The organism is Pseudoalteromonas sp. SG43-4 (assembly GCF_014164325.1).
GTDB lineage: Bacteria > Pseudomonadota > Gammaproteobacteria > Enterobacterales > Alteromonadaceae > Pseudoalteromonas > Pseudoalteromonas distincta.
The window spans coordinates 20,957-33,370 of record NZ_JACJFB010000024.1 but is presented as its reverse complement, the minus strand read 5'-3'; the positions used below and the strand labels follow the sequence as shown (position 1 = coordinate 33,370).

General features: G+C 39.3%; 10 protein-coding genes. 4 read left to right on the top strand and 6 right to left on the bottom strand.

Features of this window, described 5'->3' with window-relative positions; all coding sequences use genetic code 11:
- Nucleotides 1–71: 71 nt before the first annotated feature.
- From glyS to dnaA, 6 genes are all read right to left on the bottom strand, one after another.
- Nucleotides 72–2,141 (bottom strand): glycine--tRNA ligase subunit beta, encoded by a 2,070-nt coding sequence (glyS, locus tag H5160_RS18025; RefSeq protein ID WP_182738235.1) that lies wholly within the window; start codon nucleotides 2,139–2,141, stop codon nucleotides 72–74.
- A gap of 1 nt (nucleotide 2,142) precedes the next feature.
- A complete protein-coding gene (gene glyQ, locus H5160_RS18020; protein WP_004335201.1) occupies nucleotides 2,143–3,045 on the bottom strand; it encodes a glycine--tRNA ligase subunit alpha in 903 nt (300 codons plus the stop codon).
- A 140-nt stretch (nucleotides 3,046–3,185) separates the two neighbouring features.
- Nucleotides 3,186–5,612, bottom strand: a complete 2,427-nt coding sequence (gene gyrB / locus H5160_RS18015; RefSeq protein ID WP_024597183.1) for a DNA topoisomerase (ATP-hydrolyzing) subunit B — start codon at nucleotides 5,610–5,612, stop codon at nucleotides 3,186–3,188.
- 12 nt (nucleotides 5,613–5,624) lie between these two features.
- The gene (gene recF / locus H5160_RS18010) at nucleotides 5,625–6,719 is read right to left on the bottom strand and encodes a DNA replication/repair protein RecF (RefSeq protein ID WP_182738233.1); all 1,095 of its coding nucleotides are present in this window, start codon (nucleotides 6,717–6,719) and stop codon (nucleotides 5,625–5,627) included.
- A 15-nt stretch (nucleotides 6,720–6,734) separates the two neighbouring features.
- Nucleotides 6,735–7,838, bottom strand: a complete 1,104-nt coding sequence (gene dnaN, locus H5160_RS18005) for a DNA polymerase III subunit beta (protein WP_004335206.1) — start codon at nucleotides 7,836–7,838, stop codon at nucleotides 6,735–6,737.
- A gap of 13 nt (nucleotides 7,839–7,851) precedes the next feature.
- Nucleotides 7,852–9,234 carry a chromosomal replication initiator protein DnaA gene (gene dnaA, locus H5160_RS18000; RefSeq protein ID WP_004335207.1) on the bottom strand — a complete coding sequence of 461 codons (1,383 nt, stop codon included), beginning with the start codon at nucleotides 9,232–9,234 and terminating at the stop codon, nucleotides 7,852–7,854.
- 518 nt (nucleotides 9,235–9,752) lie between these two features.
- On the opposite strand from dnaA, the gene rpmH reads away from it, so the two are divergent.
- From rpmH to yidC, 4 genes are all read left to right on the top strand, one after another.
- Nucleotides 9,753–9,887, top strand: a complete 135-nt coding sequence (gene rpmH / locus H5160_RS17995; protein WP_004335215.1) for a 50S ribosomal protein L34 — start codon at nucleotides 9,753–9,755, stop codon at nucleotides 9,885–9,887.
- A 7-nt stretch (nucleotides 9,888–9,894) separates the two neighbouring features.
- Complete coding sequence (gene rnpA, locus H5160_RS17990; RefSeq protein WP_004335217.1) at nucleotides 9,895–10,317, top strand: ribonuclease P protein component; 423 nt, start codon at nucleotides 9,895–9,897, stop codon at nucleotides 10,315–10,317.
- Nucleotides 10,318–10,446: 129 nt separating this feature from the next.
- Nucleotides 10,447–10,722: a membrane protein insertion efficiency factor YidD gene (gene yidD, locus H5160_RS17985; RefSeq protein WP_004335219.1), complete on the top strand. Its 276-nt coding sequence runs from the start codon at nucleotides 10,447–10,449 to the stop codon at nucleotides 10,720–10,722.
- An 8-nt stretch (nucleotides 10,723–10,730) separates the two neighbouring features.
- Nucleotides 10,731–12,368, top strand: a complete 1,638-nt coding sequence (gene yidC, locus H5160_RS17980) for a membrane protein insertase YidC (RefSeq protein ID WP_182738231.1) — start codon at nucleotides 10,731–10,733, stop codon at nucleotides 12,366–12,368.
- Nucleotides 12,369–12,414 lie beyond the last annotated feature (46 nt).

Sequence of the window (12,414 nt, the reverse complement as noted above, 5' to 3'; positions counted from 1 at the left end):
GGGGTTTCCTTTGCATACAGTGAAAACTAAAAAGCCAGCAAAACGCTGGCTTTTAAAATTGCTAATCGGTGTTATTTTTGTAAAACAGAAATATCTGCAATACCTAAAAACAATCCGCTTAACTGGCTTAATAGCGCAAGACGATTTTGCTTAACAGCTTCATCGTCGGCCATAACCATTACGTTGTCAAAAAAGTTATCAACACTTTCACGAATACCCGCCAATTGGCTTAATGCTTCTTGGTAGTTTCCATCTGCGTAAAGTGGTGCAAGGTCAGTGGCAAATTTTGCTACTTGTGATGCCAATACTTTTTCGGCGTCGTCGCTTAATAAGCTCTCATCAACACTACCTTGGCTGGTAATATCGTTTTTAGCCAGAATGTTACCTACACGCTTATTAGCTGCTGCAAGCGCTTCTGCTGCGTCTAATGTGCGGAAATGGCTCACGGCTTTAACACGGCGATCAAAATCAACAGGTTTAGTCGGACGACGTGCAAGCACTGCTTGAATTACGTCTACTTCAATACCTTCGTCTTGATACCAAGCACGGAAGCGCCCTAGCATAAACTCAAATACGTCAGTTGATACATTTAAGTTAGTTAACTTTTCGCCAAACAATGTTTGCGATTTAGCTACTAGGTCTAAAATATCAAGTGGTAGTTCTTTTTCTACCATGATGCGCAGTGCACCAATAGCAGCACGACGAAGAGCAAATGGGTCTTTGTCACCTTTAGGTGCTTGGCCTATACCAAAAATACCCACCAGCGTGTCAAACTTATCAGCAATCGCTACTGCGCAGCTAATTAAGTTTGTTGGTAAGTTATCCCCTGCAAAGCGTGGCATGTACTGCTCGTTTTGCGCTACGGCTACATCTTCGGCTTCACCATCGTGGCGAGCGTAATGCATTCCCATTACACCTTGCACGTCGGTAAATTCCATAACCATTTCAGTCATTAGGTCAGTTTTACTTAATAAGCCTGCACGCTGTGCTAGGTCTTTATCAGCACCTAATTGCTCAGCAATATAACCTGCAAGTTCACTAATGCGCTCAGACTTATCTTTAAGCGTACCAAGTTGCTTTTGGAACAATACGCTATCAAGCGACTCTAATCGGCTTTCTAGGGTTTTCTTTTTATCTGTTTCAAAGAAGAACTGTGCATCGGCTAAACGCGGGCGCACTACTTTTTCGTTACCAGAAATAACCACACTTGGATCTTTACTTTCGATGTTAGATACAAACAAAAACTTATTTAAAAGTTTGCCGTTTTGATCTAATAACGGGAAATATTTTTGATCGTCTTTCATGGTGTAAATTAACGCTTCGGCTGGTACATCTAAAAATGCTTCTTCAAATGTTGCCGTTAAAGTAACTGGCCACTCTACAAGTGATGTTACTTCTTCTAGTAAATCTTCATCCATTGCAACAACAGCGTTAACTGCGCTTGCAGCCTCTTCTATTTGTGCTCGAATTTGCGCCTTACGTTGCTCGTAATCAGCAATAACGTAAGCAGATTTAAGTACGTCAAAAACGTCATCTGCATGGTTAATGCTAATTTTTTCTGGGTGATGAAAACGATGACCCTGAAGCTGGTTAGTTATTTGCTTACCAAGAATTTCGCCTTCAAGTAGCTCATCACCAAATAAAATAGTTACTGTATGCACAGGGCGAATAAATTGTGTTTTATTCGCGCCCCAACGCATTGGTTTAGGGATTGGTAATTTACTTAATGCTTTTGTGATTGCATCTGTCATTAGGGTTTTAGTTTCTTGCCCTGCTACTTTAGCAATGTGCAATAACCAAGCGCCTTTATCGGTTTCAAGTGTTTGTGCGTCTTTTACTTCAATACCACAACCACGTGCCCAACCCATTGCTGCTTTTGTTGGGTTACCTTCGCTGTCAAACGCTGCCTTTGTTGCTGGGCCACGCTTTTCAACTTCTTTGTCTTGTTGCTTAGCTTCAAGCGCTTTTACTTGTAAACCCAAACGACGAGGCGATGCATACCAGCTTACGCCTTGGTGTGCTAATTCTAATGTTTCTAGCTCTTGAGTTAAGTTTGCAGCAAAGGCTTCTGCTAATTTACGCAATGCTTTTGGTGGTAACTCTTCTGTGCCAATTTCTACTAATAAATTTTGTGCTGACATTTTACTTATCCTTACACAGCGGGAAACCAAGCGCTTCACGTTTGTCATAGTAACTTTGTGCACACGCTTTTGATAACGCACGAACGCGTAAAATATAACGCTGACGTTCGGTTACCGAAATTGCGTGGCGTGCGTCTAGTAAGTTAAATGCGTGCGATGCTTTCATTACTTGCTCGTATGCAGGTAGTGGTAAGTTAGCTTCAATTAACTTTTGGCTTTCTGCTTCACACTTATCAAACTGTGCAAATAAGTCTTCTACGTTTGCATGTTCAAAATTATAAGTAGATTGCTCTACTTCATTTTGATGGAACACGTCGCCGTATGTTACGCGCCCTAGTGGACCGTCTGCCCATACTAGGTCGTAAATGCTATCTACGCCTTGAATGTACATTGCTAAACGCTCTAGGCCGTAAGTAATTTCGCCTGTTACTGGTGAGCACTCTAAGCCACCCACTTGTTGAAAGTAGGTAAACTGCGTTACTTCCATGCCGTTTAACCAAATTTCCCATCCCAAGCCCCATGCGCCTAGCGTAGGTGATTCCCAGTTATCTTCTACAAAGCGAACTTCGTGAGTAAGGGTATCAATACCCATTGCCGCTAATGAGCCTAAGTAAAGCTCTTGGATGTTATCTGGCGATGGCTTTAAAACTACTTGGAATTGGTAGTAATGTTGTAGGCGATTTGGGTTTTCACCATAGCGGCCATCCGTAGGACGACGACACGGCTGAACGTACGCGCTCGACATTGGCTCTGGACCAATAGACTTTAAAAATGTTTGCGGGTGAAATGTCCCGGCGCCCACTTCCATATCAAGTGGTTGAATAATGACACAGCCTTGCTGCGCCCAATAATCCTGTAAAGCCAGGATCAAACCTTGAAAGGTTTTTACGTCATATTTTTGCATATTTGGCTTTTTACTATCTAAGAAGTAGCGTGAAAATTACCCTTAGTATACCGTGTGTACACTCAGGTTTTAAGCAGTTTGTGTAATTGAAAAAATAAAAAAGGAGCCATTAGGCTCCTTTTTCGGTGTAAGTAATATTTTTACACGTCTAGATTAACTACGCGTAGAGCGTTAGTTTCGATAAACTCTCTACGAGGCTCTACTTGATCACCCATTAAGGTGGCAAATAATTGATCCGCGCCAACAGCATCTTCAATCGTTACTTGTAACATACGACGAGCACTAGGATCCATTGTTGTTTCCCAAAGCTGGCTTGGGTTCATTTCACCCAGTCCTTTATAGCGTTGAATGTAGATCCCGCGCTTAGATTCTGTGATCAACCATTCCAAAGCATCCACAAAGTTATCAACAGGTTTTGTTTTCTCACCACGTTGAATATAAGCACCTTCTTTTAGGATGTTTGCAATGTTAGTACCAGTCACAGCAATGCGTTGGTAGTCACGTGATGCAATAAAGTCATAATGAAGTACATGTGCTTTATCAACACCGTGCTGACGAATATTCACAACCGGGTAATACATATTACGCTCAGCGTCAAACTCTGTGCCTGCATGGAAAATAGTTGCATCTTCATCACGTGCAATCAGGTCATCAACTAACTCTTTTGTCCAAGCAATTACTTTAGCTTCGTCAGAAAGGTCATCAGTTTTCAACTCTGTTTGGTAGATTAAGCGTTCCATTACCGTGTTAGGATATTTACGCTTTAAACGCTCAATAACTTTAACTGTATTTTGGTAATCGTGAACGACTTTCTCTAGCGCTTCACCTTCTAGCGCAGAAGCATCTGCACTTGGATATAAAGCAGCATTATTAAGTGCAAGCGACGTTAAGTACTCTACTAATGCTGGATCATCTTTAATATAACGCTCTTGCTTACCTTTTTTCACTTTATAAAGTGGTGGTTGAGCAATATAAATATAACCGCGTTCTACAATTTCAGGCATTTGACGATAGAAGAATGTTAGTAGTAACGTACGAATGTGAGAACCATCCACGTCCGCATCGGTCATGATGATGATACGGTGATAACGTAATTTCTCAGGGTTATATTCGTCACGACCAATACCACACCCTAATGCAGTAATTAGTGTTGCTACTTCTTGCGAAGATAACATTTTATCAAAACGTGCTTTTTCTACGTTTAATATTTTACCTTTAAGCGGAAGAATAGCTTGGTTTTTACGGTTACGTCCCTGCTTGGCTGATCCGCCAGCAGAGTCCCCTTCCACTATATATAGTTCAGATTGGGCTGGGTCTTTTTCTTGGCAATCAGCTAGCTTACCTGGTAAGCCTGCTAAGTCCATTGCACCTTTACGTCGTGTCATTTCACGGGCTTTACGCGCCGCTTCACGTGCACGTGAGGCATCAATAATCTTACCTACAACAATTTTGGCATCAGTTGGGTTTTCTAGTAAAAACTCAGTGAATTTTTCAGCCATTGCTTGTTCAACCGCAGATTTAACTTCACTTGATACTAGCTTGTCTTTAGTTTGTGATGAGAACTTAGGATCAGGAACTTTAACACTAACAACAGCCGTTAAGCCTTCACGGGCATCATCACCGGTAGCATTGCTGGTTGTTTTAGCTTTTTTGTTAAAGCCTTCTTTTTCCATGTAGTTATTAAGTGTACGTGTTAGCGCTGATCTAAAACCGGCTAAGTGAGTACCACCATCACGTTGTGGAATATTATTTGTGAAACAGTAAATGTTTTCTTGGTATGCATCATTCCACTGCATTGATACTTCAACACTAATACCATCTTCTTCACGTTCGTGAGTAAAATGGAACACACCTTTATGTATAGGTGTTTTATTACGGTTTAAGTATTCTACGAAAGCTTGAATACCGCCTTCATATTTAAAGTGGTCAGATTTATTTTCTTCACGCTCATCATTTAAGATGATGCTCACACCTGAGTTTAGGAATGAAAGCTCGCGTAAACGCTTAGCTAAAATGTCGTAATGAAAATCTAAATTTGTGAATGTTTCAGCGCTTGGCCAAAAACGTAATTCTGTACCAGTTGTTTCTGAGTCACCAATTACAGCTAAAGGTGCATCTGGAACACCCATAGTATAAAACTGCTCATGAAGCTTTCCTTCACGACGAACAGTCAGTTTTAGTTTTTCTGAAAGTGCATTTACAACAGAAACACCAACACCGTGTAAGCCACCTGATACTTTATAAGAGTTATCATCAAACTTACCACCGGCATGAAGTACCGTCATAATAACTTCGGCTGCAGATACGCCTTCTTCTTCATGGATAGAAGTTGGGATACCACGACCGTTATCTCGAACTGAGACAGAACCGTCTAAGTGAATCGTTACATAAATATCATCACAATGACCTGCTAAGGCTTCATCGATCGAGTTATCAACGACCTCAAACACCATGTGGTGTAAGCCTGTGCCATCATCGGTGTCCCCAATATACATTCCAGGACGCTTTCTTACTGCGTCTAATCCTTTAAGTACTTTAATACTCGACGAGTCATAATTCTCAGACATGGTTAATCCCACTTATCTTGTTATTAGGTTGCCATGTTTCACGTGGAACATTTGTAGTTCTCGTTGCATGGGTTCCACCACAGCAGAAATACTTTCAGATAAAATTGAAGAGATAAAAATTTGAGAACTGCAGTGAGCAAGTAATTGTCCCACTTTCTCTTTTGTATCTTCGCCTAATTCTGAAGGTAGATCATCTATTAGCAATATAGATTGCTTATCTGTCTCTGACTCAATTAAGCTATTTTGCGTAACTTTCAACGCATACAATAATAGCTTCAATTGACCGCGTGAGAATGTATTCTCCACACTGTTGCCAGCGACACTAAAACTAAAATCGGCCTTATGAGGGCCTTTACTTGTAAACCCTTGGCGAGCATCTCGCTCAAAGTTTTGCTCTAACACATCTGCAAGAGATTCAGTCTCTTTCCAGCCTGCGCTAAAGGTCATTTCTAAATCACGTACAAGCGTCAATTCTGCACACATTTTATCAAAAAATTGCTGCTTAAACCTACTTATATACGCCAATCTTAATTTATTTATTTCTTCAGCCAGTCTAACAAATTCTTTGTCCCAAAACTTAATTTGGTCAAAATAATTCTTGGGCTTAGTTTTTAACAATGCATTACGTTGCTTAAGTACTTTATTAAATGATTGCCACAAAAAAAAGAACTCATGTTCCACGTGGAACAAACCTAAATCTAAGAACTTTCTGCGCTCTTTAGGTCCACCAAAAAACAAAGAATAACTCTCTGGTGTAATAATTTGTACAGGCATAAGTTGAGCGAGTTCTGATATCCTGCGACTCGCCTTACCTTGAATTTTTAAATTGGTCTCACCCGTTTGCGTTTTACTAATACCAATTGGAATTGATAAATCGTGTATTGTTTTACGCCCGTGAATTACAAATTGCTCTTGCTGGTGCGCAATAATACTTTTGTGTTTTGGAGTACGAAAAGATTTGCCATGAGAAAGGTAATATATAGCCTCTAAAAGGCTGGTTTTTCCGCTGCCATTTTCACCATAAATTATATTAACGCCGTTGACTGGTTCTAGCGTCAGCGCCTCAATATTACGAAAATATTTGAGGCTCAAATGACTTAAGCTCATTATGTATTTATAGTCTTATAAACGCATAGGCATAACAACGTACATTGCTTCTTCATCGCCTGCACCTTCAATTAATGCACTGCTGTTTGAGTCGGCTAATGTAAATAGTACGTCTTCTGTTTTTAATGTGTTTAGTACATCTAATACGTAAGACACGTTGAATCCTATTTCTAGGTCTGCGCCTTCGTAACTTACTTCAACAACTTCTTCAGCTTGTTCTTGCTCTGGGTTATTGGCAGTAATTTTTAATAAACCGTTTGATAGGTTTAAGCGTACACCACGAAATTTTTCATTCGATAAAATAGACACTCGTTGAAACGCATTTCGTAACCATTCTCGGTTAGCTGTAATTACTTTGTCACCACCACGTGGTAATACACGACGGTAATCAGGAAAGCGTCCATCAACTAGCTTACTTGTAAATGTAAACTCAATATCAATGATACGAATATGGTTAGCACCAAACTGAATTGTAACCAATTCGTCGTCAGCTACCATAAGGCGCATAATTTCTTGCACACCTTTGCGAGGTATAATTAATTGACGTTGAGTATTAAGCGATTGCGTTAATTGCTTTTGTGCAATAGCTAAACGGTGACCATCTGTTGCTACTGTTTTTATGTCTGTATTATCTACTTCAAACGACATACCGTTTAAGTAATAACGTACATCTTGATTTGCCATCGAAAAATGCGTGCTTTCAAGTAACTTACGAAGCTCTAAACGAGTTAGTTGAAATTCAACCTCACCATCCCACTGCTCTAAATTAGGAAAATCATCAGCAGATAAAGTCGTTAATGAAAAACGGCTTTTACCACTGGTTAAAAGTAATTGGTGCTCTTGCAAGCTTAAAGTAATGTCTGAACCGTCTGGTAGACTTTTACAAATATCGAGTAACTTTTTAGCGGGTAACGTTAGTTTTGTATCGGCAATATCATCACCTACAAATACGCCAGAAACTAATTCAATTTCAAGGTCAGTACCCGTCATTGAAAGTTGTCCGTTTTCTACCACTAACAAAACGTTAGATAAGATTGGTAGCGTGTGTTTGCGCTCTATTGCACCCGACACTTGCACCAATGGCTTTAAAAATTGTTGTCTTGATATTGTTATTTGCATAATAAAGTCAGCCCTAAGATGACAATGTTCTTATTAAGTTTTGGTAATCTTCTTTAATTTCGTGGCTTTCGTCACGTAGTGATTTTATCTTACGACATGCGTGTAATACGGTCGTATGATCGCGTCCACCAAATGCGTCACCAATCTCAGGTAAGCTGTGATTAGTTAATTCTTTAGATAATGCCATGGCAACTTGGCGTGGCCTTGCTATAGAGCGGCTGCGGCGCTTAGACAATAGATCTGACACTCGAATTCGGTAGTACTCAGCAACGGTGCGCTGAATATTATCTATCGTAACCAGCTTATCTTGCAAGGCAAGTAAATCGCGTAGTGCTTCTTTTACAAAATCAATCGAAATTGGACGACCTGTAAAATTAGCATTAGCAATTACACGGTTAAGTGCGCCTTCCAGTTCACGTACATTTGAACGTAATTTTTTGGCGATAAAAAAGGCAACTTCATGTGGTAAGTTAATCTTACTTTGTTGTGCTTTTTTCATCAAAATAGCAACGCGAGTTTCAAGCTCTGGTGGCTCAATCGCGATTGTTAATCCCCAACCAAAACGTGATTTAAGACGGTCTTCGACCCCTTCAATCTCTTTTGGATAACGGTCAGAGGTTAAAATAATTTGTTGGTTGCCTTCAAGTAATGCATTAAAGGTATGAAAAAACTCTTCTTGTGAACGCTCTTTATTAGCAAAAAATTGAATATCATCAATCATTAATGCGTCAACACTGCGGTAATAGCGCTTAAATTCTTCTATCGCATTATTTTGAAGTGCCTTTACCATATCTTGAACAAAGCGTTCTGAATGCATGTAAACAATTTTAGCATCTGGCTTGTTTGCCATAATGCCGTTGCCTACTGCATGTAATAAGTGAGTTTTACCTAAACCAGTACCACCGTAAATAAATACAGGGTTAAAAGCAGAGCCAGGATTATCGGCAACTTGAGTGGCCGCTGCTTTTGCTAATTGGTTTGACTTACCTTCAACAAAGCTGTCAAAGGTATAGTTTTCTTTAATGTTAGATTTGTAACCTGACTTAGGTGCAGGTTCAACAACAGGCTTTTGCTCACGAGGCTGTTGTTTTGTAGAAGCTTGTGGTGCTGATTGTGTTTCTATAACCGGTGCAGCTTGTGCATTTAATAAAGGCTTACTACCTACATCAAAACGTAGCTTTGGTGCTTCAACACCACAAATTTCTACTAATAATTCGTTAATTCTATTTAGGTACTTTTCTCTTACCCAATCAAGCACAAAGCGATTAGGTGCATAAATCGTCAAGGTATCTTCGGTACTTTCTGCTTGTAGTGGTCTTACCCACATACTGAATTGCTGCGAAGGCAGCTCATCTTGCAATACATATAAACAACTTTGCCAAACCGACAGATACACAGTTAAACTCCCAGAGATATAATTTTTATTCCCGCACATCATTAATGATTATAAATCATACATTTATTGCGTTCAAATGGTCCAATAAGCGACCCAAGACCGCGTATTATGAAGGCACTTTATCCACAAGTAAAAGATTGATTTTTATAAAATTGTTGATATCGATGTATAAAATTATTAACAACCTGATTTAAAACAGTTTTTATTTTAGATCCGAAGAGGAGATCATAACAAAATAACACCAAGATCGCGAACCAAATTTACGATCCAATTTTCTTTTCCCCCGCTTTTATTCACTTTTTATACAGGGGCTGTGGAAAACTTCTTATTTATGATGATCCTATCAGATCGCCCTACATGATCTCTTTATGAGCCATAACTGGGCTATATACTGCGAACGTAATTATGATTGACTTTACGTTACTTACTCTATAATATCTCGCGCTCGCAATGGCACCTATGCCAGGATCGCGACCTGTATAGGATGTTTTAACTTTAACCGATCGGATGAGATTGTTATGAAAAGAACTTTTCAACCTAGCGTTTTAAAACGCAAACGTGCACACGGCTTCCGTGCTCGCATGGCAACTGTAAATGGCCGTAAAGTATTAGCACGTCGCCGCGCTAAAGGCCGCAAAGTTCTTTCTGCTTAATTTATAAGTGGAAGACTTTAGCTTTGGCAGGGAGTTACGTCTGTTAACTCCCTCGCATTACTCTCGCATATTTAATGAACCCGCTCGGGCTGCAACTCCTTTCTTTACTCTATTAGCTAAACCAAATGACCAAGAAAAACCTCGGTTAGGTCTTACTGTTGCTAAAAAACGCGTAAAAAAGGCATGCCAACGAAACCGTATTAAACGTCTCGCTCGCGAAAGTTTTCGTTTAAATCAACACAGCATCGATAATATTGATATTGTGCTTATGGTGAAAAGTGGTATTGATGAACAGTCTAATGAAGAATTAACCAAACAACTTACTAAATTATGGCGAAAAATTAACGAACGCTGTAAACCAGGTGCACCTAAACCGCCACCTTTTAAGAAACGCCCAAACAAATCAGCTAAATCTAATAAACAAACCTAATTGCAATAGAATTGCAGGGTTAATTAATGTATCTTTAGCTCACCTTTTAATCATGCATTTAAAATTTCTAATTGAGTCTTTAAATACATGATATCTATCTCACTAAACTTAAGTAGGGGCATAAACATCATGAGGTTAATTAAACCACTTGTTGCTTTTCCTAAGATTTGTTTAGTGTTATTTATCCGCGGTTATCAAAAGTGGATTAGCCCGCTGTTAGGTCCGCATTGTCGTTTTAATCCAAGCTGCTCACATTATGCAATTCAAGCAATTAATTTGCATGGATTTATAAAAGGTAGTTGGTTAGCTTTAAAACGCATATTAAAATGCCATCCTTTACATTCAGGTGGAGACGACCCCGTACCTGAAAAATTAACCCATATTAACCACCAACACGAGAAATAAGAGCTGTTATGGAATCGCAACGCACGTTTTTATTAATTGGCCTAATGCTAGTGTCGTTTTTATTGTTCCAAGAATGGGATAATGATTACAACAAGCCTAAAGCCGATCCAAGTGCCACAACACAAACACTACAAGCAAATTCACCAGAGTCGGATGATTATATTCCTTCATCGTCAGATTCAGGTTTACCCGCTTCAGCAACTTTAGCTAAACGTTCAGTTATTGAAATCACAACTGACGTTTTTAAAGTTAAAATTGACACCAAAGGCGGTGACATTGTTGAAACAGACCTTCTTCAATACGAAGAAACTAAAGGAAGTGAAACACCTTATATGCTTCTTGGTCAGCTTGATAGTGGCAAACAATACTTTTCACAAAGTGGCTTAATTGGCTTAAATGGCCCTGACGCATCAGCTAACGGTCGCCCTACTTATAGTACCGAACAAAAATCATATACCTTAACGGGTGATGAGCTTCGCGTTCCACTTCAGTTTACTGATAGTAATGGTGTTAGTTTTACTAAAACGTATGTATTCAAAAAAGGTCAGTATGACGTAGGCTTAGAATACAAAATCAACAACACTACCAGCGCACCTCTTCAAGTACAGCTATACACGCAAATTAAGCGTACCGTACAAGAAAAAGGTAGCATGGTTGATCAAAACTATTTAGGTGCTGCATACGGTACTGACGAAGAACCATATGAAAAGTATAGTTTTTCAGATATGGCTGATAAAAACCTAAACAAAAACACGCAAGGTGGTTATGTTGCATTTATACAACATTACTTTGTAAGTGCTTGGGTTCCAATGCAGGGTCAAACAAATACAATTTATAGCTTAATTACAAAAAGTAATGCCGCTATTATTGGTGCTAAAGATCCCGCTGTAAATATTCAAGCTGGTAGTGAGCAAACACTAACTGCTACTTATTATATGGGTCCGAAAGAGTCAGATATTCTTGAAGCAATTCACCCAGACTTAGACTTAACTGTAGATTACGGTTGGTTATGGTTTATTTCGCAACCTTTATTTGTATTGCTAAAATGGCTACATAGCATTTTAGGTAACTGGGGTGTAGCAATTATTGCCATCACTATTATCGTTAAATCGTTAATGTACCCACTTACTAAAGCGCAATACACTTCAATGGCAAAAATGCGTGCCCTACAGCCTAAAATGGCAGCTCTTAAAGAAAAGTTTGGTGACGACCGTCAAAAGTTCGGCCAAGCAACTATGGAAATGTACAAAAAAGAAAAAGTTAACCCAATGGGTGGCTGTTTCCCTATTTTGCTACAAATGCCAATTTTCTTAGCCTTGTTCTACGTATTCTTAGAGTCAACTGAACTTCGCCATGCTGAATTTATTTTTTGGTTAACAGACCTTTCTGCACAAGACCCGTACTACGTATTACCAATCTTATTTGGTGCGAGTATGTTTGTGACGCAAAAACTACAGCCTATGACGGTAACTGATCCAATGCAGCAAAAAATGATGACCTTTATGCCGGTTATCTTCTCTGTATTCTTCTTATGGTTCCCATCGGGTTTAGTTCTTTACTGGTTAGTGTCTAACCTTATTTCTATTGTCCAGATGTTAATCATCTACCGTGGCATGGAAAAGAAAGGAATTAAAGTAAGAGGCTAACTAAGCTCCTACTTATATAAAGGCGACTTCGGTCGCCTTTTTTATT

What these genes read in the sequence shown, in the direction of transcription:
- glyS (WP_182738235.1), bottom strand. Translation starts at nt 2,141, where the DNA reads ATGTCAGCACAAAATTTATTAGTAGAAATTGGCACAGAAGAGTTACCA.
- glyQ (WP_004335201.1), bottom strand. Translation starts at nt 3,045, where the DNA reads ATGCAAAAATATGACGTAAAAACCTTTCAAGGTTTGATCCTGGCTTTA.
- gyrB (WP_024597183.1), bottom strand. Translation starts at nt 5,612, where the DNA reads ATGTCTGAGAATTATGACTCGTCGAGTATTAAAGTACTTAAAGGATTA.
- recF (WP_182738233.1), bottom strand. Translation starts at nt 6,719, where the DNA reads ATGAGCTTAAGTCATTTGAGCCTCAAATATTTTCGTAATATTGAGGCG.
- dnaN (WP_004335206.1), bottom strand. Translation starts at nt 7,838, where the DNA reads ATGCAAATAACAATATCAAGACAACAATTTTTAAAGCCATTGGTGCAA.
- rpmH (WP_004335215.1), top strand. Translation starts at nt 9,753, where the DNA reads ATGAAAAGAACTTTTCAACCTAGCGTTTTAAAACGCAAACGTGCACAC.
- yidD (WP_004335219.1), top strand. Translation starts at nt 10,447, where the DNA reads ATGAGGTTAATTAAACCACTTGTTGCTTTTCCTAAGATTTGTTTAGTG.
- yidC (WP_182738231.1), top strand. Translation starts at nt 10,731, where the DNA reads ATGGAATCGCAACGCACGTTTTTATTAATTGGCCTAATGCTAGTGTCG.